22 protein-coding genes and 1 pseudogene are annotated in these 23,200 nt (G+C 63.6%); 12 read left to right on the top strand and 11 right to left on the bottom strand.

Translation table 11 applies throughout. From position 1 onward, the window contains the following. The first annotated feature begins 167 nt into the window (after positions 1-167). The 4 genes and pseudogenes from NKI54_RS04920 to NKI54_RS04935 all read left to right on the top strand — a co-directional run bounded on the left by NKI54_RS04920 (position 168) and on the right by NKI54_RS04935 (position 3,796). Positions 168-1,499, top strand: coding sequence for a dicarboxylate/amino acid:cation symporter (locus tag NKI54_RS04920; RefSeq protein WP_352578468.1), 1,332 nt, complete (start codon positions 168-170; stop codon positions 1,497-1,499). 465 nt (positions 1,500-1,964) lie between these two features. Beyond that, positions 1,965-3,029, top strand: coding sequence for a glycosyltransferase family 2 protein (locus tag NKI54_RS04925; protein ID WP_352621392.1), 1,065 nt, complete (start codon positions 1,965-1,967; stop codon positions 3,027-3,029). A gap of 153 nt (positions 3,030-3,182) precedes the next feature. Then, positions 3,183-3,462, top strand: a pseudogene (locus NKI54_RS04930) (type II toxin-antitoxin system RelE/ParE family toxin). A gap of 25 nt (positions 3,463-3,487) precedes the next feature. Next, complete coding sequence (locus NKI54_RS04935; RefSeq protein WP_023677265.1) at positions 3,488-3,796, top strand: HigA family addiction module antitoxin; 309 nt, start codon at positions 3,488-3,490, stop codon at positions 3,794-3,796. A 42-nt stretch (positions 3,797-3,838) separates the two neighbouring features. Here NKI54_RS04935 and NKI54_RS04940 read toward each other — a convergent pair whose 3' ends face one another. The 6 genes from NKI54_RS04940 to NKI54_RS04965 all read right to left on the bottom strand — a co-directional run bounded on the left by NKI54_RS04940 (position 3,839) and on the right by NKI54_RS04965 (position 9,295). Further along, entirely contained in the window at positions 3,839-4,126 is a 288-nt protein-coding gene (locus NKI54_RS04940) for a DUF982 domain-containing protein (protein ID WP_031211945.1), read from the bottom strand. Between the two features lie 89 nt (positions 4,127-4,215). Beyond that, entirely contained in the window at positions 4,216-5,022 is an 807-nt protein-coding gene (locus NKI54_RS04945) for an ABC transporter permease (RefSeq protein ID WP_352569115.1), read from the bottom strand. 4 nt (positions 5,023-5,026) lie between these two features. Further along, on the bottom strand, positions 5,027-5,860 hold the full coding sequence (locus tag NKI54_RS04950) for an ABC transporter permease (protein WP_031194462.1): 834 nt from the start codon (positions 5,858-5,860) through the stop codon (positions 5,027-5,029). Between the two features lie 17 nt (positions 5,861-5,877). Then, positions 5,878-6,993, bottom strand: coding sequence for an ABC transporter substrate-binding protein (locus NKI54_RS04955; protein WP_352690798.1), 1,116 nt, complete (start codon positions 6,991-6,993; stop codon positions 5,878-5,880). 67 nt (positions 6,994-7,060) lie between these two features. Continuing rightward, a complete protein-coding gene (locus tag NKI54_RS04960) occupies positions 7,061-8,155 on the bottom strand; it encodes an ABC transporter ATP-binding protein (protein ID WP_352690800.1) in 1,095 nt (364 codons plus the stop codon). 252 nt (positions 8,156-8,407) lie between these two features. Beyond that, entirely contained in the window at positions 8,408-9,295 is an 888-nt protein-coding gene (locus tag NKI54_RS04965; protein ID WP_023677271.1) for a LysR substrate-binding domain-containing protein, read from the bottom strand. A 75-nt stretch (positions 9,296-9,370) separates the two neighbouring features. Here NKI54_RS04965 and NKI54_RS04970 point away from each other — a divergent pair, with 75 nt between their 5' ends. Beyond that, positions 9,371-10,960, top strand: coding sequence for a zinc-binding metallopeptidase family protein (locus NKI54_RS04970; RefSeq protein ID WP_352621389.1), 1,590 nt, complete (start codon positions 9,371-9,373; stop codon positions 10,958-10,960). 33 nt (positions 10,961-10,993) lie between these two features. Continuing rightward, positions 10,994-11,926 carry a dimethylarginine dimethylaminohydrolase family protein gene (locus NKI54_RS04975; protein WP_352621388.1) on the top strand — a complete coding sequence of 311 codons (933 nt, stop codon included), beginning with the start codon at positions 10,994-10,996 and terminating at the stop codon, positions 11,924-11,926. Positions 11,927-12,006: 80 nt separating this feature from the next. Here the strand turns inward: NKI54_RS04975 and NKI54_RS04980 are convergent, their stop codons facing one another. Continuing rightward, positions 12,007-13,014 carry an ornithine cyclodeaminase family protein gene (locus NKI54_RS04980; RefSeq protein WP_352621386.1) on the bottom strand — a complete coding sequence of 336 codons (1,008 nt, stop codon included), beginning with the start codon at positions 13,012-13,014 and terminating at the stop codon, positions 12,007-12,009. A gap of 158 nt (positions 13,015-13,172) precedes the next feature. Between NKI54_RS04980 and NKI54_RS04985 the strand changes: the two genes are divergently transcribed. Further along, entirely contained in the window at positions 13,173-13,634 is a 462-nt protein-coding gene (locus tag NKI54_RS04985) for an Lrp/AsnC family transcriptional regulator (RefSeq protein ID WP_352455438.1), read from the top strand. A 70-nt stretch (positions 13,635-13,704) separates the two neighbouring features. Here NKI54_RS04985 and NKI54_RS04990 read toward each other — a convergent pair whose 3' ends face one another. Beyond that, positions 13,705-14,088, bottom strand: coding sequence for a YybH family protein (locus tag NKI54_RS04990; RefSeq protein WP_023677276.1), 384 nt, complete (start codon positions 14,086-14,088; stop codon positions 13,705-13,707). Between the two features lie 152 nt (positions 14,089-14,240). Beyond that, positions 14,241-14,990: an SDR family NAD(P)-dependent oxidoreductase gene (locus tag NKI54_RS04995; RefSeq protein WP_023677277.1), complete on the bottom strand. Its 750-nt coding sequence runs from the start codon at positions 14,988-14,990 to the stop codon at positions 14,241-14,243. 97 nt (positions 14,991-15,087) lie between these two features. Between NKI54_RS04995 and NKI54_RS05000 the strand changes: the two genes are divergently transcribed. Continuing rightward, positions 15,088-15,921, top strand: coding sequence for a substrate binding domain-containing protein (locus tag NKI54_RS05000; protein ID WP_352690801.1), 834 nt, complete (start codon positions 15,088-15,090; stop codon positions 15,919-15,921). An 87-nt stretch (positions 15,922-16,008) separates the two neighbouring features. Here NKI54_RS05000 and NKI54_RS05005 read toward each other — a convergent pair whose 3' ends face one another. Next, a complete protein-coding gene (locus NKI54_RS05005) occupies positions 16,009-16,437 on the bottom strand; it encodes a VOC family protein (RefSeq protein WP_352690802.1) in 429 nt (142 codons plus the stop codon). Positions 16,438-16,653: 216 nt separating this feature from the next. Here NKI54_RS05005 and NKI54_RS05010 point away from each other — a divergent pair, with 216 nt between their 5' ends. Beyond that, positions 16,654-17,856, top strand: a complete 1,203-nt coding sequence (locus tag NKI54_RS05010) for an MFS transporter (RefSeq protein ID WP_352569124.1) — start codon at positions 16,654-16,656, stop codon at positions 17,854-17,856. 97 nt (positions 17,857-17,953) lie between these two features. Here the strand turns inward: NKI54_RS05010 and NKI54_RS05015 are convergent, their stop codons facing one another. Beyond that, the gene (locus tag NKI54_RS05015; RefSeq protein WP_352690803.1) at positions 17,954-18,856 is read right to left on the bottom strand and encodes a sigma-70 family RNA polymerase sigma factor; all 903 of its coding nucleotides are present in this window, start codon (positions 18,854-18,856) and stop codon (positions 17,954-17,956) included. Positions 18,857-19,058: 202 nt separating this feature from the next. Between NKI54_RS05015 and NKI54_RS05020 the strand changes: the two genes are divergently transcribed. From NKI54_RS05020 to NKI54_RS05030, 3 genes are all read left to right on the top strand, one after another. Further along, a complete protein-coding gene (locus NKI54_RS05020; RefSeq protein ID WP_352690804.1) occupies positions 19,059-20,465 on the top strand; it encodes a DHA2 family efflux MFS transporter permease subunit in 1,407 nt (468 codons plus the stop codon). A 433-nt stretch (positions 20,466-20,898) separates the two neighbouring features. Further along, entirely contained in the window at positions 20,899-22,092 is a 1,194-nt protein-coding gene (locus NKI54_RS05025; protein ID WP_352690806.1) for an acyltransferase family protein, read from the top strand. Between the two features lie 2 nt (positions 22,093-22,094). Beyond that, positions 22,095-23,198, top strand: coding sequence for a glycosyltransferase family 2 protein (locus NKI54_RS05030; RefSeq protein ID WP_352636030.1), 1,104 nt, complete (start codon positions 22,095-22,097; stop codon positions 23,196-23,198). The last annotated feature ends 2 nt before the right edge of the window (positions 23,199-23,200 follow it).

Below are 23,200 nucleotides of genomic sequence, written 5' to 3' on the forward strand. Positions count from 1 at the left end.
CGGCAGTACGGACGTTTGCGAATGCTCAATAAAATCAATGCTGAAGCACTCTTCTGCGTATCTGGCACGGCTGTTGCAAACACGAATTCAGCAGTCGCGAGGCTGCTGGTCTCAAAACAACTGCCCCGGGGAGTCGAGCTTTCGATCGGGGCGCCATGGAGGACGTCATGCAGACAGCAATCGCTGCCGCCGAGCCGCGCGGCAAACTTCCCTTATACCGGCATCTTTATGTGCAGGTGCTGGCGGCGATCGCCGCCGGCGTGCTGCTCGGCCATTTCTATCCCGAAACCGGCGAGGCGATGAAGCCGTTCGGCGACGCCTTCATCAAGCTGGTCAAGATGGTGATCGCGCCGGTGATCTTCCTGACGGTGGCGACCGGCATCGCCGGCGTTTCCGACCTGCAGAAGGTCGGCCGCGTCGCCGGCAAGGCGATGATCTATTTCCTGGTGTTCTCGACACTGGCGCTGGTCGTCGGCCTGGTCGTCTCCAATGTCGTCCAGCCCGGCGCCGGCATGCACATCAATCCAGCGACGCTCGATACCGCCAAGGTGGCGGCGTATGCCGAGAAGGCGCACGACACAACCATCGTCGGCTTCCTGATGAACATCATCCCTGACACCATCACCGGCGCCTTCGCGCAGGGCGACATTTTGCAGGTGCTGTTCTTCTCGGTGCTGTTCGGTGTCGCCCTGGCGCTGGTCGGCGATCGCGGCCGTCCCGTCGTCGATTTCCTGCAAGCGCTGACCACGCCGATCTTCCGCCTCGTCGCCATCCTGATGAAGGCCGCGCCGATCGGCGCGTTTGGCGCCATGGCCTTCACGATCGGCAAATACGGCATCGGCTCGATCGCCAATCTCGCCATGCTGATCGGCACGTTCTACTTGACCGCGCTGCTGTTCGTGCTGGTGGTGCTCGGCGCGGTTGCCCGCTACAACGGCTTCTCGATCCTGGCGCTGATCCGCTACATCAAGGAAGAGCTGCTGCTGGTGCTCGGCACCTCGTCCTCGGAAGCGGCATTGCCGGGCCTCATGGCCAAGATGGAGCGCGCCGGCTGCAACCGCTCGGTGGTCGGCCTGGTCATCCCGACCGGCTATTCCTTCAACCTCGACGGCACCAACATCTATATGACGCTTGCCGCGCTGTTCATCGCGCAGGCGACCGACACGCCGCTCACCTATGGCGACCAGATCCTGCTGCTCGCCGTCGCCATGCTGAGCTCCAAGGGTGCCGCCGGCATCACCGGCGCCGGCTTCATCACCCTGGCGGCAACGCTTTCAGTCGTCCCCACCGTGCCGGTCGCCGGCATGGCGCTGATCCTCGGTGTCGACCGCTTCATGTCGGAATGCCGAGCGCTGACCAACTTCATCGGCAACGCGGTGGCGACAGTGGTGGTGGCGCGCTGGGAGGGAGAACTCGACCAGACGAAGTTTGCCGCCGCTATGGCCGGTGACTTGCCGGAGGAAGTCGACCTGTCGCAGCCGGGTTTGCAGGCCGCCTGACTGTTTAGGCCACACGACTATAAGGCCCGGAGGCGGTTCGCCGGCTCCGGGGCAAAAGCGCCGGCGGTCGCAGTATGCCGCCTGAAACGCAACCTGAAGTGACCCTGTTTTCGACGCGGGGCTTGTTCCAGCCGCATTTGAAGGCCAGTATCCGCCATGCCTTCATGGCACCGTCCGCTTCGGTCCCGACCTGATCGCGAGGCGAGACATTTCGTCGGGCTCGGTTGCGACTCACCTTGGCCGAACCGTCGGAGCTTTTGCTGCCGCCAACCCTGACCATGGCAGCAGCCTCGAAGGCAATGGCGGCCTCAATACGAAGTCGCAAAGCGAAACGTGACCCGTCTCCTGATGGAAAGCGCAGGCTTTCTCCCAGGGAACTCGTTGCGCGCCAAGAGGGCGCTTGAAGAGGGGGGCAGGCCCATGAGGGCCTTTGCCGAACCAAAGCAAGATGCGAGGTCAAACGCGATGCAGCCTGTCCCGAGAATTCCGGTATCCATCATCATCCCGAATTACAACTACGCGCGTTTCCTCAAACGCAGCATCGACAGTGCCCTCGAGCAGGACTACGCGGATGTCGAAGTCATCGTCGTCGACGATGCATCGCAGGACAATTCCACGACAATCATGGAATCCTATCGCGACGAGATCCTTGCATGCCCGCGGGCGCAAAATGGCGGACACGCGGCGGCGTTCAACACCGGCTTTGCGGCGAGCTCGGGCAAGATCGTCCTGTTCCTCGACGCCGACGATTACCTTTATCCAACCGCCGTCTCCACCATTGTCGAAACCTGGGATGATGCAACCGCCCAGGTCCAGTCCAGACTGCATATCGTCGACGAGGGGCAACGCATCAAGGATGTCTTTCCGCCGCCCGAATTGCCTTTCGACAGCGGTGACGTCATGCCGAAACTCCTGCACAAGGGCCGCTATCAGACGACAGTGACCAGCGGGCTGGCCTTTGACCGCGCAACGCTCGAATCGATCATGCCGATACCGGAGCCGGAATTCCGCCAGGGCGCCGACGGCTATCTGGCAACGCTGGCGCCGATGTACGGGCATGTCCAATCGATCGACGAATGCCTCGGCGCCTACCGGATCCACGGCGCCAACCATTCAGTCTTCGGTGAAAAGCTCGCCGAGCGGGCACGCTGGCGGGTAACCCACGATTTCCGCCGCATGCAGGCGCTGTCGGACCAGGCCTCGGGGATCGGCCTGACCATCGTGCCGTCGGATGCTGTCCGCCACGATCCGGTCCACCTGGAAGAGCGGCTGGCGTCGCTCTGCGCCGACAGCGGCCGACACCCCGTGGCCGATGATTCCCGGCTGGCGCTCGGGGCGGCCGGCGCCGTCGCCAGCCTCGAAATGACCGCATCCTTGCGGCGGCGCGCCATCCTTGCCGCCTGGTTCCTGTCGGTCGGACTGTTGCCGCGGAAAATGGCGACGGCAGTGCTGTCGTGGAAGCTCGACGCATCGTCGAGGCCGGCATTTTTGAGCCGCCTGTCCAAGACTATTCGCCACGCCATGGGATAGCGGATAATGCCGTGACATAGGTCCGCCAGGTATTCGGCTGGCCCGGCCCAGCATCCAGCGGGCGTAGCTATTGCCTCCGATTGGCTCGGACCATTCTGTAAATCATTTGCTTACACCTGCTTGACCCGCGTCAGCAATATGCTTACATGTTGCATGATCAAGTCGTTCAAGCACAAGGCGCTGGCGGGACCTCTTTCAAACCGGAAAGACCGGAAAGATCGACGCCAAGATGCATAAGCGCATCCTTGTCCGTCTTGACCGCTTGGAAGTCTCGGAAAGGCCTGATGACATGGACCTGCCCGGCGTCGACTTCCACGCTTTGAAGGGCTTTAACCCGACCCGCTACACGGTGCATGTCAACGGGCCGTGGTGCATCACATTCGAATTCGACGCCAATGATGCTGCCCGCGTCGATTTCGAACAGTACCATTGAGACGGCTTAGATTGGAGAATCGATTATGAGCGTGTATGAGCCGATGCGTCCGATGGAGCGCTGCCCATCCCACCCTGGGGCGCTGCTCGACGACATTATCCCGGCAACCGGAAAGACCAAGGTGGAAATCGCCAATCTGCTCGGAATCTCGCGCCAGCAGCTTTATGACATCATCCGCGAAAAGAAGCCGGTGTCGCCGGCTGTCGCTGCCCGTCTTGGAAAGATGTTCGGCGACGGCGCCGCGATCTGGCTCAGGATGCAGGCTGCCTATGATGCCTGGCATGCGGAGCGCGAGGTCGACGTCAGCGCCGTTCCAAGGTTGCATGCTGCCTGAGATGCAATAAATCCGCCGGACCACCGAGCTCTCAAAAATCGATCACGGTCCTGCCTGCCTGGACCGGTTCTCCGGTTCGACGGCGCGCTCGACCAGGACATGCGCCTCCCGCGCGGCCTCGACGAATGCGTTCCTGGCGGCTTCGGTCCAGCGGTCGTCGCTCATGGCGCGGCGGCATGTGCGCAGTGCCACCCCGTGTTTGGCGCTGCCGGTGTCACGCCAGTGGGCTTCCAGCAACGCGACAGCCTGCCGTGCGTTGGAAATGTTGCGGATATCTCCCACGATGCCGACCGCAACCGCAACCGGCTTGGCAAACCATCCTTGGTTCATGGCGGGGCCTTCGACCTGTTGAACCATCTATAACGAAAATCGTAGCCCAAGGTTTCATTCGCGCCAGTCACCACGGCGTGAGGCGGCGTCTACTGCGCCGCGCGCAGCCTGACCACGACGCTTCGCGCCACAAGCACCAGCACGGTGATGACGATCAGGATCACCGAGAGCGCTGCGATCGCCGGGTCGATGTTGTCGCGCAGGCCCATCCACATTAGCCGCGGCAGCGTGATGGCGTTGACCGAGGTGATGAACAGGGTGACGCCGATCTCTTCCCAGGACAGCACGAAGGACAGCAGTGCTGCGGTGACGATGCCGAACTTGATGTTGGGCATGATGATGCGGGTGGCGCGCTCCCACACGGTCGCGCCGAGGCCGCGGGCTGCGAGGTCGATGCGGCGGTCGAGCTGGCTAAGCGACACCAGGATCAGCACCGTGGCGAAGGGCACCGTCATCACCGCATGCGCCATGGCGACACCCAGCCAGGTGTCATAGCCGAAGAACGACGAGAACCCCGAGATCGAGGTCAGCAGGAAATAGAGCGTGATTGCCGAGACCACCGGCGGCACCACCATTGGCAGCAGCACGAAGCCGACGAGAGCGGCGGTGAAGCGCGGCTGGAACATCCAGACGCCGAGGCTGAAGCACAGTGCCAGCACCGTGGAAAAGGCGCTGCTGACTATGCCGATCCTGATCGAGAGCAGGATCGAATTGATCCAGCGCGGATCCTCGATCAGCGCCTGGTAATGGCGCAGCGACAGTTCGCCCGACGGCATCGCCAGCATGCGGCTCGGCGTCAGCGATACCGGGATGACGGCGAGCAGCGGCAGCAGCAGGAAGAGCGCGACCAGGGCGGCGAGGATCAGCGAGACGGGACCGGGGCGGTAGGTCGGCATCGCGCTACACCAATTGCTTTGGTCTGATATAGCGGAAAAGCAGCGCCATCAGCGCGCCGACGAACAGCACCAGCACCACGCTGATTGCCGCACCCAGGCCCCAGTCCGGGCTCTGGAAGATGCGGAGATAGATCAGCTCGGCGATCATCACGCTGCGGCCGCCGCCGAGGATCGCCGGCGTGACGAAGAAGCCGAGCGAAAAGACGAAGACGATCAGCGCCGAGCCGATGATGCCGGAGCGGGTCATCGGCACGAATACCGACCAAAAGGTGCGCATACGGCTGGAGCCGAGGCCACGCGCCGCCAGCAGCACGCGATCGTCGAGGCTGCGCATCGATGAGGCCAACGGAAACACGGCGAAGGGAATGAGGAAATGCGTCATGCCGACGATGACGCCGAACTCGTTGCGCACCAGCGCCAGCGGCTCCGAGATGAAGCCGACCGCCTGCAGCCAGGTGTTGATCAGGCCGCGATTGGACAAAAGCGCCACCCAGCCGAAGGCGCGCGTCAGCACCGAGATCCAGAACGGCACCAGGATGCAGAACTCGGCCACGACGCGCTGCACCGGCGTGCCGCGTACCCAGACAACGGTGATGGCGTAGGCGGCGGCAACCGAAACGATGGTGACGATCGCGGCGATGCGCAGCGTGCGGATGAAGACCGACTGCACCAACTGATCCGTGAGCAGCGCATTGTACTGCCCCAGCCCCGGCGTGGGCAGCGTAAAACTCCATTTGACCACGCCAAGGAATGGCCAGGCGTAGGCCAGCACAAGAAAGAGGAGCAGCGGCGCCATCAACAGCGCCGCGCCCATCCTGTCGGAGAGGTATGCTCTCATCCGATTATCCCGGCTTGTCAGGCGGAGATGATCTTCGTGTATTCGTCGAGTGCCGCCCCGTAGTTCTTGGCGTACCAATCCATGTCGAGCGGAATCTGCTTCTTCATGTTCTCGGGATCGACCGGATTGATGCGCTTCTTGTCGGCGGGGATCAGCGCATCGGTGGCCGGATTGGCCGGACCCTGGCCGAGCTTGTCGAACATGATGAGTTCCTTCTCCGGGTCCTGGGTGCTGGCGATGAACTTCATCGCCGCGTCCTTGCCGCCGGGATTGCCCTTGAGCACGGCGAGCGCGCCGGGCGAGATCAGGCCCTGGTCCCAGATGAACTTGATCTTGCCGCCGGAATCCTGCTCGATGAGCGAAGCCCGGGTCGACCAGACGATCGCCATCGAGGCCTCGCCATTGAGCAGCACGCTCTGGCTTTCGGCGCCGCCACCCCAATAGGCGACGACGTTTTCCTTGAAGGCGGCGATCTTGTCATGCGCGCGCTTGAGGTCGAGCGGGTAGAGCGAGGCCGGCGCGATGCCGTCGGCGAGCAGTGCCGCTTCCCAGCTCGACACGCCCCATTTGTAGAGCGAGCGCTTGCCGGGGAATTTTGCCACGTCGAAGAAGTCGGCCATGCCGGTCGGTGCCTGGCTGCCGTATTTCTCGGCATCGTAGGCGATGACGTAGGAGAAGAAATAGGTCGAGGCAGCGTACTCCCAGCCGAATCCCGGCCGCATCTTCTTCTTGTCGACGACCGCATAGTCGATCGGCTCGAGCATGCCTTGGGCGCCGAGCGTGATGGCCGAGAACGGATCGACGTCGACCAGATCCCAGGTCGGCGCGCCGCTCTTGAACTGCGCCGCGATCGCGCCTTCGGTCGGGCCGGAGCCGTCCATCTTGACGGTGATGCCGGTCTCCTTGGTGAAGGCCTGGCCGTAAGCCGCATCGTAGGCGGTGATGGCATCGCCGCCCCAGTTGACCAGCACCAGTTCCTTCGCCGCGGCAAAGGCGCCGGTCGAGCGCAGCAGTATCGGCGTGCCGGCCAGCACCAGTGCGGCCAGCTGCGTGAACTGCCGGCGCGAGATCTCGCCGCGCACCGCCCTGGCGGATAGCGCCTCGATGGAATTTTTCTTGGTTTGGTTTGTCATGTCAGTTCCCCTTTTTTGTCGTTGGTATTTCCTGAAAGTCAGCGTGGCGACTTCGCCTCGCCGATCGTCATTGTCCTCCGTTCGGAAGGAGGAAGCCTTTCTCCGCGGGCCAGGTCAGCCAGACGGAATTGCCCTTGCTGAGGGCAGAGGCGGCGACCTCGTTCGGCACCGAGACCGTCACCTTGGCGCCTTGCTGCGTCGTCAGATCGAGCCGCGTTGCAGCGCCGAGATAGGTCGAGGCGACGGCAGTCGCGGCAATGCCGTTCTCGCCTGCCGCGGCTTCGCGAGCGATCGACATGTATTCCGGCCGGATCGCCAGGATGGCATCGCCACGGACCTTCTCGGCCCTACAGCGCATGCTGATCGCGCGGTCTTCGCAGAGGCCCGTCGAGCCATTGTCGGCCGGGCGCACGCCCTTCAGCGGCAGCATGTTGATCTCGCCCAGGAACTCGGCGACGAAGCGGTTGTCCGGCCGGTCGTAGACCTCGTCCGGCGCGCCGACCTGCAGCAATTTGCCATGGTTGAAGATGGCGACGCGAGATGACAACGCCAGCGCCTCGCTCTGGTCATGGGTGACGAAGACGAAGGTGGTGCCAGTCTCCTGGTGCAACCGCTTCATCTCGGCCTGCATCTGGCCGCGCAGGCCCTTGTCGAGTGCCGAAAACGGCTCATCGAGCAAAAGTACGCCCGGCTCGAACACCAGCGCCCGCGCCAGCGCCACGCGTTGCTGCTGGCCGCCGGACAATTGCGACGGCAGTTTCTTCTCGTGGCCCTTGAGCCCGACGCGCTCGATCATTTCGCCGACGCGGCGTTTGATCTCGGCCGCCGGTTTCTTGCGCACCTTGAGCGGGAAGGCGATGTTGGCCTCGACGCTCATATGCGGGAACAGCGCATAGCCCTGGAACACCATGCCGGCGGCACGCTGCTCGGCCGGCCGCTCGGTGATGTCGACGCCGTCGCTGTAAAGGCGGCCGTCGGTCGGCTGAATGAAGCCGGCAAGGATCATCAGGAAGGTGGTCTTGCCGGAACCGGAGGGGCCGAGCAAGGTGAGGAACTCGCCACGGCCGATATCGAGCGTCAGATCGTCCAGCGCACGGAACGAGCCGAAGCTCTTGCCGATCCCGATTGCCTTGATCTCTGCGGCCCGGCCGGGTTGCTGCATCCTGCCCTTTCCTTAGCGTAGGCGAAATCGTAGGCAGGGCGGCGGCTCACCGCAACCGAATAGTTTTCGCCTGATCGGCAAATTTGATTCATCTATGCGCCAATCTCCCCCCTCGAGGGGGAAATGTCGCCGAAGGCGACAGAGGGGGTCGCTTCGCTTGAAGTGCCAACCTCCTCTGCAGCAGCAGGCCGAGCCCAGTTGGACCGACCCCCTCTGGCCGCTTCGCGGCCATCTCCCCCTCGAGGGGGGAGATTAACGCTGGTTCTCCGACAGCTTCGACCTCAGCCACCGCCCAAACGCCTCCAGCACCGGATGCGCCGCCTTGGCGTGCTCGGAAACCAGAAAATACGAGCGCGGTGAATTGATCGCTATGTCGAAGGGGCGGACCAGCCGGCCTTCGCTCAGTGCCCGGCCGCTGGTCAGCTCGTCGCCCATAGCGATGCCTTGGCCGGCGATCGCCGCCGAAAAGACCAGGTTCATGTCGGAAAAGAAGATGCCGCCTTCCGGGTCGGGGTTCTCGACCTTGGACAGCGCCAGCCAGCGCGCCCAGTCCTCGGTGTCACCGAGATGCAGGAGATTGGCGCGCAGCACGTCTGCCGGCTTGGAGAAGCCGCCGATCTTGTTGAGCAGCGTCGGGCTGCACAGCGGCGTAAAGGAGATCCCGCACAACAGCTCGACCGCGCGGTTCGGCCAATTGCCGACGCCGAAGGCGATGAAGGCATCGGCCTCGGCATTGCTGACGTCGTCGAGACGGCGCGGCGTCAGGATGCGCAGCGCGACATCGGGGTACATCTGCCGGAACTCGCCGATATGGGTGCACAGGAACAGCGAGGCGAAACCCGGCGTACAACTGACGCTGAACGAGCCGCCGATGCCGGTGCCGGCATGGCGCGTCACCGCGTCGCCCAGCACCGTCAGCGCCTTGCGCACGTCGCTGGCATAGCGCTGGCCGCGCGGCGTCAGTGCCACGCCCTTGCCGATGCGCTCGAGCAGGTCGAAGCCGAGATCGCGTTCGAGCAGGCGAAGCTGATGGCTGACTGCGCTGCGGGTCAGATGCAGTTCGTCGGCGGCGCGCCAGACGCTGCCGTGGCGGGCAAAACTGTCGAGGGCGCGCAGCGCCTGCGTCGAGGGAATTCTCAAGAGGTGAACCGAATTTGCATGAGCCGGAAAAACATATCACTTTTTGGCGAGGCGCTTCACTGCTTTCTTTGACGGATGAAGATACCGGTGACCTCCGCGCAAGCGACCACGCTTGCCTGTCTGGACGACATCCAGCCGTCGCTGTCGGCGTGGACGCGGACGATCTTCGATTTCGGCGAGACCGCCTGGCGCGAATACCAGTCGGCGGCCTGGTATGTGGAGCAGTTGAAGCACGAAGGGTTTTCGGTCGAGGAAGGATCGGGCGGCATGCCGACCGCCTTCTGCGCCCACTGGACCAACGGGACCGGCCCGACCATCGGCATGTATGCCGAGTACGACGCGGTGCCTGGCAATTGCCAGGATGCGGCGACGGTGAAGCGACCGCGCCCTGGCCTCGGCGAACAGGCCGGCGGCCACACCGATCCGCATTCCGGCCTCGGCATTGCCAGCCTCGGCGGGCTGCTGGCGACCAAGGCGGCGATGGAACGCCACGGCATATCAGGCACGCTGCGCTTCACCGGCGAGCCGGCGGAGAAGGTGCGCGGGTCGAAGCCGATCCATGCCGCGAAGGGCTATTACGATGGGCTGGCGGGCATGGTCTCCTTCCATCCTTTTTATATGCTGCCGCTCTGCAATACCGCGCGCTGGGACACGCATTGCGGTGCGGCCTATGCGATGATCTACCGCTTTGTGTGCGACGAACCCGAAAATTGGGTTCGCGCAAGCGATGCAGCACCCATCCCGCAGGCGCATTCGGCGGTCAGGGCGCCCGGCGCTAACGACGCGCTGATGATGATGTATATGGCCTCCAAGGCGCTGCGCGATTCCATGCTGCCGCATCAGGGCGGCTGGTCGATCAGCGAGGCGATCCTGACGGCGGGCCAGGCGACCGCCGACAATCTGCCGGCCGGGCTGGCCGAGATCCAATACATGATCCGCGTGCCGACGCTGGCGATGGCCGAGCAGGTCACCGCCATGCTCGACCGCAATGCGGAAGCCGCAGCCAAGATGAGCGGCTGCCGCCATGAGCGGCACTGGGTGTCGAAGTCGCGGCCGGGGCTGGCCAACCATGCCATGGCAAGTATCGCCTATGAAGCGCTGTCGACAGTTGGGCCGCCGCGTTGGGACGAGGCGGCCAAGGCGATCGCCCGCGAGATCCAGGTCAATGCCGGCGGGGCGGCGACCGACGAGCCGTTCATCGCCGAGCTGGAGCAGCTCATTGCGCCGCAGGATGCAGAGGCGATCCTGCGCCGCGACCTGCCGCCGTCGCAGCTCAATTCGACCTCCGACGATTACACCGACATGTCGTGGCACACGCCGACGGCACGATTCTACGTCGCCCGGCCGGCGCTGCGATCCGAGAACGGCCACGCGTTTCCGTCCTGGGCGATGAATGCGCTGGGCGGCATTTCTGCCACCATCGATCCGATGGTCATCTGCGCCGCAAAGACGGTCGCGCTGGCAGCACTTCGCCTGTTGGAAGACGAGGCTGCGCGCGACGCTGCGATGGATGAATTCGTCACCCGCACCGGCGGCGGCATCGGTGGCTCGAACTGGATCGCGCCGCTCTGCGACTACGATCCGCCAATCGGATTTCGCTGGCCGGAATACATCACCACCCCGCGCGGACGGGATTGGTGGATACCAGGCAACCAAGCCGCATGATCAACCAAGCCGCCCTTCACGAGGAGAAACCCCATGACCGTCCATGACCGCATCGTCACCGAGCCGTTTTCGCTGCAGCGCCGCAACCCGGCCGGCGGAACCAAGCCGCTGACCGCCTGGGGCTTCGCCAACGAGACCGACGTGCTGACCGACGTGCTGCTCGGCTCGCCGAATTTCCTGCGCCATCTCTCGACCAGCTCGCTGTCGCGCAAGCATCTGCGCGAAGCGCCATGCAACGTCCAGATCGCGCAAGCGCAGCACAAGGATCTGGTCGCCGCCTATGAGCATTTCGGTGTCAACATCCACTGGCACGAGCCGACGCCGGAACTGCCGATGCAGGTCTACTCGCGCGATTCCAGCGTCATGACGCCGTATGGCGCCATCATCACCGCCATGGCCCAGTGGTGGCGGCGCGGCGAGAACTACGCGGCGATCCGCACCTATGAGAAGTTCGGCATCCCGATCTACGACATGGTCACCGCGGGCACGTTCGAGGGCGGCGACTTCAACGTCATCGAGGACGGCGTCGTGCTGATCGGCTGCGGTGGCGCCCGCACGCAGGAGGAGGGCGCGCGCCAAGTGCAGGCCTGGTTCGACAAGGAGGGCTGGGAGACCCGCATCGCCTTCATCGACGAATATTATGTCCATATCGACCTGATGGTGGTGCCGATCGCTGAAAAACTGACCGCTGTCTGCCTCGCCTGCACGGAGCCGGGCATCGTCGACTGGCTGAAGGGCAAGGGCCACGAAATCATCGACGTGCCGTTCCAGGATACCATGGCGCTCGGCTGCAACTTCATGTCGCTGGGCAAGGACCGGGTGATCGCGCCGACCTCGAGCCAGACGCTGATCGGTCAGCTCAAGGCGCGCGGCTTCGAGGTGGCGGCCATCGACATGAGCGAGATCTCGAAGACCGGCGGCGGCATTCACTGCATGGCGCAGGCGCTGAAGCGCGAGCCGGCCTGAGGGGCCGGCCTTTAGCCCGGCCGCTTGCGCGAAAGCGCCATTGTCAGCACCGTCGATCCCGCCTGGCGCGCGGCGCGCGCCTACAGCACGATGAGCTTTCCCTTGCGCAGACGCCGGGCGCAACGATAGGCGAGGTCGGCGGCGACCATGTCTTCCATGGCAATGCCCATCGCCTTGTAGGTGGTGATCTGCTGATCCGAAACGCGACCCGGCGCGCGGTCGAGCAGCATGGCGCCAAGCTCGGTGCCGAAAGCCGGATCGAAGCCGGCAAGCTCGCAAGAGCCGACCGGGGTCGGTTTGAACGCATCCTTGGTTTCGACAAAAAGACTGGATTTGCCGATGAGCTCGATCGGCATTTCACCGCCGGGCGGTGCCACCCCGACCGACGAGACATGCGTGCCCGGCTGGACCCAGCCTGCGTCGATCACCGGCTGGTAGGAGTGGGTCGCCAGGCACACCACGTCGGAACTGCGCACTGCCGCCTCGAGGTCGGCGACCGCCACCACCGACGGATGCAGCCGGGCAAGCGCTGCCGCATCGTCGAAACTCTTTGAAGCGACACGGATTTCGGCAAAGTCGCGCACCAGCGGCAACAGATGCAGGTGCTGGTTGGCCTGCACGCCGGCGCCCACCACGGTCGCTATCCTGGCATCCCGGCGCGCAAGCGCGCGCACCGACAGCACGGCGGAGCCGGAGGTTCGCACTGCGGTTATGAAGGTGCCGTCCATGATGCAGACCGGCAGGCCGGACAGCGGATCGAACAGGCTGATGGTGGCAAGGTGGCTGGGCAGGTTCTTGGCCAGGTTGCCTTCGAAGACGTTGACGATCTTGACGGTCAGGTTCATGCCCTCCATCCAGGCCGGCATGGCGAGGCTGTAGCCGGCCCCGGGGATGTCGAGTTGTGGTCGGGGTGGATTGACGACCTTGCCTTGTGACAGCACCTTGAAGCCGTCTTCCAGAACATCGAGAAGCTGGCTGAGGTCGATGCATGCCATCACGTCGGCTTCGCTCAGCACCAGGATCTCGGTCGCTCCCTTGCTGATTTCCGCCGCACTCCTGCCGGCTGGGCTGAACGCTTGTTTGGTCATCCTGCACTCCTGTGGTCGTCGAAATCGGCTCACCGCGTTTGCTTAGGTGAGAGAGGGAAGCGCAGGTTATTGCGACGTTTTATGTGATGAAATACGTTGTTTTTGGCATCTCTGCGTGAAATAAGCACAAAAATCTCTGAGATAGCGTGGATTGTGGAATGGAGGATCTCGACCAGATAGACCGCAGCCTGCTCAGGCTGCTCCAGGAAGACGGCCGTCGGACGACGCTTGATCTTGCCGGGCGCGTCGGGTTGTCGCCGACCGGAACCAGCCAGCGGGTGAAGCGCCTGTTCCGCGACGGGTTCATCACCGCGGTCAGGGCCGTGCTTGATCCGCGCAAGGTCGGCCGGGGAACGCTGGTGTTCATCGAGGTCCGGCTTGACCACACGGCGCCGCATGTCTTTGACCGCTTCGCCGAAGCCGTGGCGAAAGCTCCGGAGGTTCTGGAGTGCCATATGGTGGTTGGTGGTTTCGATTATCTGGTCAAGGCGCGGATCGCCGATATGGCGGTGTTCCAGGATTTCCTGCAGCGGGTCATCCTGCCACTGCCTGGCGTGCGCGAAACGCACACTTTCGCCTCCATCGCCGATGTCAAGCCGAACGCCCTCTTGCCGGTGTGATCAGGTGGAGGGGGATCAGAGCGACCTGCATCGCATCTTCGCCTAGGTGCAGAGATGCCGGAGACCGGCTCTAGCCTTGCTGGGTCAGCAGGTTTGCGTCGCGCGCGAGCCGCCACTCACCATCCGCCTCCTTGCGCAGGAGCGTCAGCGCATATCCCGATCGATGGACCGGCTCGCCATTCGGCGGAGTCGCGGTCATATTGATGCGGCTGCGGATGAAGGCCCAATTGCCGAGAAGCTGTAGTTCCACGATATCGCTCGTGCCGTCGATATGAACGCCGGCCGTCTCCCGCGCGGCTGCCGCGAAGATCTCCTTGTCGAAGGGTTCCCGGCCGGGAACCATGAAGATCGCGTCGTCCGTCATCAAGCTGAGGACGGTCGCGATGTCTCCACGCTTGCTCGCATCCATCCACGTCTCGACCAGCTTTCGGATTGCTTTTTCGTCGCCCGTCATCCGTTACCTCCCTGGCATCTCGCCGTCATCGATGGCGCACGGCGCTCCTCCCTCGCTGCTACATAGGGCTTAGATCGCTCTCGTCATCGATTGCAGTGCGTCGCGCCGCGAGTAGCACGGTCCGCGAGCCGGCAGGTTCGCGCCCTCCATGCCTATCGCCAGCCACCGGAGGCGGTGATGCGCTCGCCGGTCAGCCAGGACGCTTCGTCGGAGGCGAGGAACACCGCGACGCGGGCGACGTCGTCGGGCAGGCCGAAGCGACCGAGCGGCGTCATGGCTATGATCTGCTTCTCGAATTCGCTGCCGACGATGCCGATGCGCGCGAGGCCCTCGGTATCGATGCCGCCGGGCGCGATGGCGTTGACGCGGATGTTGCGTGCGCCGAGCTCCCGCGACATCGACAGCGTGATCGTGTCCACCGCACCTTTGGTCGCGGCGTAGACGAGCGAGTTCGGCTGCGGATTGCGGCTGGCGACCGAGCTTATGTTGATGATGCTGCCGCCGCCCGCGCCAAAATGGTTCACCGCTGCTTGCGTGGTCAGAATGATGCCCAACACATTGGTGTCGAACTCGCGGTGAAACTCGGCCTCGGTAACCGCTTCCAGCGGCTCGAATGCGAAGACTCCGGCATTGTTGACCAGTATGTCGAGCCCGCCAAACTCCAATTTCGCCGCCTCGAACAGGCGGCGCACATCAGCCGCTTGCGACACGTCGCCCTGGACGGCGACGGCGCGGCCGCCACGGTCCTCGATCTCGGCGACGACGCGGTCGGCGCCTTCCCGTGACGAGGCGTAGTTGACGACCACTGCGGCGCCGGCCGTGGCAAGACTCTTGGCGATGGCGGCGCCGATACCCTTGGAGGCGCCGGTGACGATGGCGACCTTGCCGTTCAGTTTGCTCATCAAATCTCTCCTTTGTTGGCGATGAGCGGTATTTAATCATGATCGAAACGCGTATTATGGTGCCCACAATCCGTTCTTTCGTGCCTGGAATTCCGGAATGACCACCATCCTCGAAAAGACCGCCGGTCTCGTCGCCTTCGTCCGAACCGTCGATGCCGGCTCTTTCCATGCCGCCAGCCGGCTGGTCGGCTCCAGCCCGTCGGCTACGCGTCGGCTCGGGCTCACCAGCGAAGGCCTCGCCTACTACGAGCGCGTGGCGCCACTGCTAAGGGCGCTGGACGATGCCGAAGACATCGTCCAGATGGCCGATACGGCGCGCGGCCTGCTGCGCGTTACAGCGCCGGTCGAACTCGGTCGCGGCCTGATCGCGGCATGGGCGCAAGCGTTCCTTGCGCAGCATGGCGAAGTGAAGGTCGAGCTCAGCGTCACCGACCGCCACGCCGACCTGATCCGCGAAGGCTATGACGTTGCGGTGCGCATGGGGCCGCTCTCAGACACCGGGCTCGTCGCGCGCAAGATCGCCAATCTGCCGATCGTGCTGGTGGCCTCACCGGCCTATGTCGAGCGGCGCGGCCGTCCGGCATCGGTCGAGGATTTACGGGACCATGAATTCGTCCGCCACCAGATGGCTGGCCGGCCTTATCCGGTCACGTTTGCCGACGGTACGATGATCGTGCCGGATGGGCGGCTCGATACCGATGACGGCGGCGCCATCCGCAATGCGGCACTTGCCGGCGCCGGCATCGCGCATCTGATGCGGTTTGCCGTGCAGGACGATCTCGACGCGGGCCGCCTGGTCCGCATGCTGCCCGAGGTGGCGATGCCGACCATGCCGGTGCACATCGTCCATGCCTACGGGCGGCAGCTACCGGTCCGGGCGCGGCTGTTCGTCGACTTCGTGGTGGGCCAAATGGCGGCACTGACGCGATAGGGCAGACGCGGTCTGACGCAAGCACCCAGGTTTGGCAGAGACCAACCGTGCCGGCCGTTTGCGCGAGCGAACCACCCTTACCGGAAGCTAGAACGTGATCTTCACTGAATCGGCGCTGCGGTTGGCCGCGCCGTGGTGGACGGCCTCGATGTTGTTGCCGTCGGGGTCGAGCAGGAAGGCGGCGCAATAGCCGGGATGGTAGGATCGCTCGCCCGGCGCGCCATTGTCGGTGCCGCCGGCCTCAAGCCCGGCCCTGTAGAAGGCATCGACCATCGCGCGGTCCTTTGCCTGGAAGGCCAGGTGGTGGCGCCCGGTCAGCTTTCCCAGGGCCGCCGGGCTGTCGGGGCTGGAAATGAACAGCTCGTCGGCCCAGAAATAATCATTGCCGGCGCCACCGATCGGAATATCGAGCACCTTGAAAACCGCCTCGTAGAAGCGGCGGCTGGCCTTGAGATCCCTGACCACCAGCTGGAGGTGGTCGATGAGACGGCCGCGATGAAGTTCCTGATTTGCCATGCTTGACAGCTCCTGATCGCCGGTTGGAAATCTAGCTTCGAATGGTGCGCGGTCAATCCAGAAAGCCGTGGAATGGCGCCATCACGCCGACTGGATAAAAAATGCAACCGGATTGTCGGATTCAAGACAAGTCCAACGTCCTTCGGACGCAAGCGGCTCGGCGGAGCTCGAAAAGGTCGTGCCGTATCAACGCTTCCGGCATGGGAGAAAAGTGAAATGAGCCTTCCCTATCGCTGGGTTATCGTCGCGGCTGGCGCGCTGATGACCTGTGTCGCCCTCGGGGCGATGTTCTCGCTGGCGATCTTTCTCGAACCGATGGCGCTCGACACACAATGGTCGCGCGCCGGCATATCGAGTGCGATGACGCTGAACTTCCTGGTAATGGGCCTCGGCGGCTTCGCCTGGGGCGCCATTTACGACCGCTTTGGCGCCCGCATCGTCGTCATGACCGGCGCCGTGCTGCTTGGCCTGGCGCTGGTCCTGGCCAGCCGCACCGGTTCGCTGCTCGTTTTCCAGTTGGCCTACGGCGTGCTCGTCGGCCTCGCGGCAAGTGCCTTCTTCGCGCCGATGATTGCGCTCACCTCCGCCTGGTTCGACACGAACCGCAGCCTTGCCGTCTCGCTGGTCTCGGCCGGCATGGGCGTGGCGCCAATGACCATCTCGCCGTTCGCCCGCTGGCTGATTTCGGCCTACGACTGGCGCACCGCGATGTTCGACATCGGCATAACCGCGTGGGTGCTGCTACTGCCGGCCGCGCTTCTGGTGCGCCAGCCGCCCCAACCCGCTGCCGACAGCGCTACCCCAAGCGTTGCCGCCGAGGGTGCCGGCATGACGGTTCCGCAGGCGCTGCGCTCGCCGCAATTCATCGTGTTGGGACTGACCTTCTTTGCCTGCTGCGCGGCGCATTCCGGGCCGATCTTCCACATGGTGAGCTATGCGATGCTGTGCGGCATAGCGCCGATGGCGGCGGTCAGCATCTACAGCATCGAGGGCCTGGCAGGGCTGGGTGGCCGGCTGCTTTACGGCGTGCTTGCCGATCGGCTGGGCGTCAAGCCGGTGCTGATCACCGGGCTGGCCATACAGGCCGTGGTCATCGCAGCCTATCTTGCGGTCAGCGAGCTTGGTCAATTCTACACGCTCGCCGTCATCTTCGGCGCCACCTATGGCGGCGTCATGCCGCTCTATGCGGTGCTGGCGCGGGAATATTTCGGCCAGCGCATCCTCGGTACGGTGTTCGGTGCAGTAACCATGCTGTCCAGCCTCGGCATGGCTTTCGGCCCGCTCGCCGGCGGCATGGTGTTCGATGCCTATGCCAGCTATTCTTGGCTGTTCATCGGCTCGGCCCTTGTCGGGCTTGGCGCGATGGCGATTGCGATCGCCTTCCCGCCGCTGCCGCGCAGGGAGTTGCAACCGGCTTAAAGCAGGATCGGCGGAAAAGGGCGGCCGCTTGGATGGCAAGCGGCCGCGATCCAAAAATAGCTGGCAGTGTTTGTTCGGCATTATGAAACGCGAATTGCTATGCCCGCAGAGGCACCACCTCGGCGCCGTCAAGCGTGTAGCGCGCATAGCGGAAATCGCGAATTCTCGCCAATCTGTCGCCGGCCCATTCCAGCAGGATAAAGTATTTTAGCCCTCCGGCCGAGTCGTCCGGATCGATCACAAGAATGGCTGGCTGCCGATCCACCAGGCCTGGAAGCAGCCGCCAATCGTGGATACCCGCGTAGTTATGGAAGTACCGGCCCACTTTCGTGCGGCCGCTCGCCCGGAGCCGGTTGACGAGGTCAAGCCGGACGTCCTCGGCCAGCATGTCGCGGATCGCATCGAAGTCGCGGGCGTTGAACCGCTCCACGTAGGCTGCCAGACGCGCCCGCTCGGGCTCGGCCAACACCGGCACAGGCCGATCGTCAGGCTCGCCGGAGACTTCGCGCAGGCGCAAACGGCCGCGATGCAGTGCGGCTTTCACCGCCGGAACGCTGCTGTCGATAATGTTGCCGATCTCTTCGATCGTATAGCCGAGCACATCCATGAGGATGACGCTGCTACGCTGCGCCGCGGGCAGGCGCATGAAAGTCTGCAGGCTTGCGGCTGCAGTGTGTCGACCCTCGGCCGACATACCGGGGTCAGGTATCATATCGATATCCTCAACGACATGCGCGGCATCCAACCTGGCACGACGGCGTAGGTGGTCGAGCGCGGCATTGTGCGCGATGCGAAACAGCCAGCCCTCGACATTGGCTATCGGCCCGGTCCCGGGGAACGCCTCGAGCGCCTTGACCGTAGCTTCCTGGACGACATCCTCGGCATCGATCACCGAACCGGTCATGCGGGCACAATAGCGGTGCAGTTTCGGCCGCAATTCGCCGAGCAGCCGGTCAAATGGCTCCCGTCCTTCTGGGGTGCCGGTTGCGGATCCGGTCATCGCACAAGGATCAATTTCATGCGTATCTCCCAGGCAGGGCGCCCGTCATCAGGCGCAGCGGCTTATAGACGCTCGACGATGGCAAAAGGATTCGGTCGAAAAAACTTTCTCTAGCTGGAATCCTTTGATGGTTCCTACGCGTCTCTGGATCACGGGCCCGTAACCTGGCGGGCCCTTTGTTCAAGCCGGAGGCGCCATAGTCATGAGCAAGCAAAGTGCGGGATCAACGAAGGTCTGGGTTCTCGCCCTCACGTCGATAGGCTCCTTGATGGTCGTTCTCGATGCGATGGTTGTGGCGACGGCATTGAGCACGATGCGGGTCGAGCTCGATGCCTCGCTGGAGACGCTGCAATGGACGATGAACGCCTATAATTTGAGTTTTGCCGTCCTGCTCATGACCGGGGCTGCGCTCGGTGACCGGTTCGGCCGCCGCCGTACGCTCGTTACCGGATTGGCGTTGTTCGCCGCAGCGTCGGTTGCCTGCGCGCTCGCCGGCAATGCCGGATTGCTGATTGCGGCCCGTGCGATCCAGGGCGCAGGTGCCGCAATGGTCATGCCGCTGGCCATGGCGCTGCTGAGCGTCGCTTTTCCCCCGGAGGAGCGAGGCAAGGCGCTGGGTATCTTCAGCAGCATCACCGGCCTGGCCCTGATCATCGGCCCGATGGCGGGCGGTGCGATTTCCGAAGGGCTCTCCTGGCACTGGATCTTCTGGCTCAATGTCCCGGTCGGTATCGTTCTCATTCCGCTGGTGCTGCGTCGGATTCCGGAGAGTCACGGGCCGGGCACGGCAATCGATGTCCTCGGCGTCGTCCTGGTAACCGCGGCGGCATTTGGAGTGGTCTGGGGTCTGATGCGCGGCAACATTGTGGGCTGGAGCAGCTCTGAAGTGCTGTCGGCGCTGACGGCCGGGCTGCTTCTGGCCATCGCATTCGTCCTTTGGCAGCTGCGTACCCGTGAGCCCATGCTGCCTTTGCGGTTCTTTCAGGCGCGCGCATTCTCCTCGGGCGTAGGGGCGAACTTCCTGCTCTGCGCCGCCATGTACGGGCTCGTGTTCCTGTTGCCGCAGTTTCTGCAGTTTGCCCAGAGCCGTGGGCCGCTCGGCGCCGGCATGGGATTGCTGCCTTGGACCGCCACGCTTTTCGTGGTCGCACCGATCGCCGGCAGCCTGATCAACCGCGTTGGCGAGCGCTGGCTTGTCGTGGCTGGATTGATCCTGCAAGCGGCTGGAATGGCCTGGCTGGCGCAGATCGCAGCACCTGATCTGCCCTATATCCAGCTAGTCGCCCCGCTGATCATTACCGGTGCCGGCGTGTCGATGGCCATGCCTGCCGCGCAGAACGCGGTTCTCAATGCGGTCGCCCGGCCGGAGGTCGGCAAGGCTGCCGGCACGTTCAACACATTCCGCTTCCTTGGTGGCGTATCCGGGATCGCGATCGCCGGTGCGGTGTTCGCCGGCACTGGAAGCTTCTCGTCCACCGACGCGTTCAGCGATGGCTTCACCTCGGCAATCGACGTCTCCGCTCTGCTCTCGCTCGCCGGCGCGCTCGTCGGATTGGGGCTCCCGGAGCGTCGCGCAGTGGTGCTCGCGAATGCCAGCAAGGAGGCGTAACTCGGAGGGGGAAGCTTGCGCTTGCTCCCACTGTTGTCGCGTTAACAGCAGCCGCGCCAGCGCAGCAAAAAGGTCGCCGAGCGTCGGTTGCCGGCCGGTCCTGTGGGGGGCATCTGTGTCCAGACCCAGATCTTGCGCGCCCGTGATGGCGGCGAACATGCTGCATCGCAGCACCCTGCCGCCGATATCGGCGGGCCAAGGGAGTGCGAGAAAATCGTCAAAAATGGACAATTCGGGCTGGTTCCTGCTGTTTTTTGGCTTTTATTAGCCGTGCCTCACGTTCCTGTTTCAAATGTGTCAACTTTTTGTGTTGCGTTGCACAATGGTGGTCCTATTCTGCGCAAGGGGGGCGCTTCCGATTGGAATGCGCCGTGAACGAAGCCGCTATATTGACCGATTGGCAGTTTCGCCGTCCCGCCGGCGTACGTCACTAATGGGAAATGCGCGCGACACCCAATTGGACGCGCTGAGGGCCATCGCCGTGACGATGGTGCTGTACTCCCATTTCTTCGCGGCTGGAGGGTCCTCGTTCTGGGGCCATATCGGCGTGCGTCTGTTCTTCGTGCTGAGCGGCTTTCTGATCACCCGCCTGCTGCTCGAAGCCCGCTCGACCGCCGAATTCGAAACCGGACCGGCGCTGAAATCCTTCTATATCAGGCGGGCGCTGCGGATATTCCCGCCTTATTTCGCCGTGCTGGGTTTCGTCTGGCTGGTGGACCTGGAGCAGTCCAGAGGATCGCTGGCCTGGCATGCGCTCTATCTGTCGAATTTCTGGTACGCGGCGCAGAATGAATGGACGCCCTGGCTGCTCTGCCATTTCTGGAGCCTGAGCATCGAGGAGCAGTTCTATATCGCCTGGCCGCTGATCGTCCTGCTGGCGCCGCGCCAGCGCCTCGAAGCGATCTGCATCGGCGTTATCGTGCTGTCGCTGGCCTATCGGTTTTATTGGCCGATCGCTGGAACGCCTGGTTTGGCGCGCGACCTGCTGCCGCCGGCGTCGATGGATGCACTGGCGTCAGGCGCGCTGCTCGCCGCCTACCGGTCAAGAACAGCCGGCTTGCCGCAATGGCTTCGAAATGGCTGGCCGGGGCTCGCGGTGGCGTTTTTCGTTCTGCAGTGGTTTGCGCCGGCGCCGGCAAATCCGGTGCAGGAATGGGGCCTCTGGCTGCTGTTGCAGATCCTGCCTCTCGTACCGCTGGTGGTCATCGTTGCAAGCTGTTCGACAGGGGTTGGCGGCTATATCGGAAAACTTCTCGAACTGCCGCCGCTGCTTGGCCTTGGCCGCATCAGCTACGGCGTCTATCTCTGCCATCCGATAGTGCTGGCGTTGGTCGTCAAATCGCAGCCGTGGATCCCGCTCAACGTCTCGGAACAAGGGCCGGGACGGTTCCTGGTCGCGGGAACTGCGACGCTCATGCTGGCCTCGGTCTCGTGGCTGCTTTTCGAGAAGCCGCTCAACAGCCTCAAACGCCACTTCCCCTATGTTGCTCGAAAGGGCCGCGGCGCCATCCCGGCAGGCATCGACGTGGGCAATGCCGGATGGCTCGCAGCGGGAGCATATCCGGGCAGGCCGCTCGATGGCGCATCACGCTTCCCCCGCAAGCTGCAGCGAACCGATCGGAGCTGATCATGGCTGCTCCCTTGGTGTCCGTCGTGCTGCCGATCTACAATGCCGGACCTTATCTCGCCGCTGCGCTGGGCAGCATCCTGCGGCAGGATTACGAGTGTCTGGAGGTCATCGCCATCGATGACGGCTCGACCGACAACTCGCTGCAGATCCTGCAGAAATACCGCCAGGCCGACAATCGCATCTCGATCATCTCACGCGAAAACCGCGGCCTGATCGCAACTTTGAACGAAGGCCTGGCCGTGGCGCGCGGCGATCTGGTCGCCAGGATGGACGCCGACGACATCGCCTATCCCCAGCGCCTGTCGCGGCAGGTCGCGCTGTTCAACCAGCAGCCTGACCTCGCTCTATGCGGCGCGGGTTTCGATACCTTGCTCGGCAACCGCGTCGTCAGGGGTTCGCCCGATCCGATATTCCAGGACAATCCGCTGCGTATATTGTCGATGTTCTTCACGATCTTCATGCATTCCACCGTGGTATACAACAGGAATGTCATAGAAGAAGATGTTCTATATTACGATACCAGCTACAAGCATGCCGAGGATTTCGACCTGTTCAGGCGGCTGACCGACCGCTACCCGGCGGCCATGAGCCCCGAAAGCCTGATCGCCTATCGTATCCATGACGACAGCGTGACCAACAGGCACAAGCGCGAAATGCGCAGGACGCATTTGAAGATCGTCGCCGAGAACCTCGAGCGCGAAGGGCTCGTACAAGAGACGCAGGACCTCCGCGGCATCGGTGAAGTCCTGTCGATGGACACGGTTCGCCGTGCCGCCGAATGGATCCTTTCGCTTGAAGAAAGGATTGCCGCGCTGCCGGCCGAGACGAGGCCGAGCTACCAGGCTGGCACGCTGAACCTGTTCTATTTCCTCTACCAGCTGATATCGGGGGAAAGACAGCCGCTGCTGATGCACGAATTCCTTACACGGACTGCGAAATGGAAACTCATCCGGCGCCGCGAGCAGTACGTGTTTCGCACCGGTGCCTTCGCGCCGCGTTTCAGTCTCGCCTCGATGTCGGTCACCAGGCAGGTGGATGCCCTGTCGCGGTATCTGCAATCCGTGCCGGCCGCGGCGGTTTTGCCTTCGAACCAGTTGAGCTAGCA

Source organism: Mesorhizobium sp. M0663, from assembly GCF_040320585.1.
In the GTDB taxonomy this organism is placed as follows: Bacteria; Pseudomonadota; Alphaproteobacteria; order Rhizobiales; family Rhizobiaceae; genus Mesorhizobium.

Excerpts from the sequence above, each read along its gene's own strand:
- NKI54_RS05025 (WP_352690806.1), top strand. The coding sequence starts at position 20,899 with ATGGGAAATGCGCGCGACACCCAATTGGACGCGCTGAGGGCCATCGCC.
- NKI54_RS04960 (WP_352690800.1), bottom strand. The coding sequence starts at position 8,155 with ATGCAGCAACCCGGCCGGGCCGCAGAGATCAAGGCAATCGGGATCGGC.
- NKI54_RS04995 (WP_023677277.1), bottom strand. The coding sequence starts at position 14,990 with ATGAGCAAACTGAACGGCAAGGTCGCCATCGTCACCGGCGCCTCCAAG.
- NKI54_RS05020 (WP_352690804.1), top strand. The coding sequence starts at position 19,059 with ATGAGCAAGCAAAGTGCGGGATCAACGAAGGTCTGGGTTCTCGCCCTC.
- NKI54_RS04940 (WP_031211945.1), bottom strand. The coding sequence starts at position 4,126 with ATGAACCAAGGATGGTTTGCCAAGCCGGTTGCGGTTGCGGTCGGCATC.
- NKI54_RS05010 (WP_352569124.1), top strand. The coding sequence starts at position 16,654 with ATGAGCCTTCCCTATCGCTGGGTTATCGTCGCGGCTGGCGCGCTGATG.
- NKI54_RS05005 (WP_352690802.1), bottom strand. The coding sequence starts at position 16,437 with ATGGCAAATCAGGAACTTCATCGCGGCCGTCTCATCGACCACCTCCAG.
- NKI54_RS04980 (WP_352621386.1), bottom strand. The coding sequence starts at position 13,014 with ATGACCAAACAAGCGTTCAGCCCAGCCGGCAGGAGTGCGGCGGAAATC.
- NKI54_RS04985 (WP_352455438.1), top strand. The coding sequence starts at position 13,173 with ATGGAGGATCTCGACCAGATAGACCGCAGCCTGCTCAGGCTGCTCCAG.
- NKI54_RS05000 (WP_352690801.1), top strand. The coding sequence starts at position 15,088 with ATGACCACCATCCTCGAAAAGACCGCCGGTCTCGTCGCCTTCGTCCGA.
- NKI54_RS04975 (WP_352621388.1), top strand. The coding sequence starts at position 10,994 with ATGACCGTCCATGACCGCATCGTCACCGAGCCGTTTTCGCTGCAGCGC.
- NKI54_RS04925 (WP_352621392.1), top strand. The coding sequence starts at position 1,965 with ATGCAGCCTGTCCCGAGAATTCCGGTATCCATCATCATCCCGAATTAC.
- NKI54_RS05015 (WP_352690803.1), bottom strand. The coding sequence starts at position 18,856 with ATGACCGGATCCGCAACCGGCACCCCAGAAGGACGGGAGCCATTTGAC.
- NKI54_RS04950 (WP_031194462.1), bottom strand. The coding sequence starts at position 5,860 with ATGAGAGCATACCTCTCCGACAGGATGGGCGCGGCGCTGTTGATGGCG.
- NKI54_RS04945 (WP_352569115.1), bottom strand. The coding sequence starts at position 5,022 with ATGCCGACCTACCGCCCCGGTCCCGTCTCGCTGATCCTCGCCGCCCTG.
- NKI54_RS04920 (WP_352578468.1), top strand. The coding sequence starts at position 168 with ATGCAGACAGCAATCGCTGCCGCCGAGCCGCGCGGCAAACTTCCCTTA.
- NKI54_RS05030 (WP_352636030.1), top strand. The coding sequence starts at position 22,095 with ATGGCTGCTCCCTTGGTGTCCGTCGTGCTGCCGATCTACAATGCCGGA.
- NKI54_RS04955 (WP_352690798.1), bottom strand. The coding sequence starts at position 6,993 with ATGACAAACCAAACCAAGAAAAATTCCATCGAGGCGCTATCCGCCAGG.
- NKI54_RS04935 (WP_023677265.1), top strand. The coding sequence starts at position 3,488 with ATGAGCGTGTATGAGCCGATGCGTCCGATGGAGCGCTGCCCATCCCAC.
- NKI54_RS04990 (WP_023677276.1), bottom strand. The coding sequence starts at position 14,088 with ATGACGGGCGACGAAAAAGCAATCCGAAAGCTGGTCGAGACGTGGATG.
- NKI54_RS04970 (WP_352621389.1), top strand. The coding sequence starts at position 9,371 with ATGAAGATACCGGTGACCTCCGCGCAAGCGACCACGCTTGCCTGTCTG.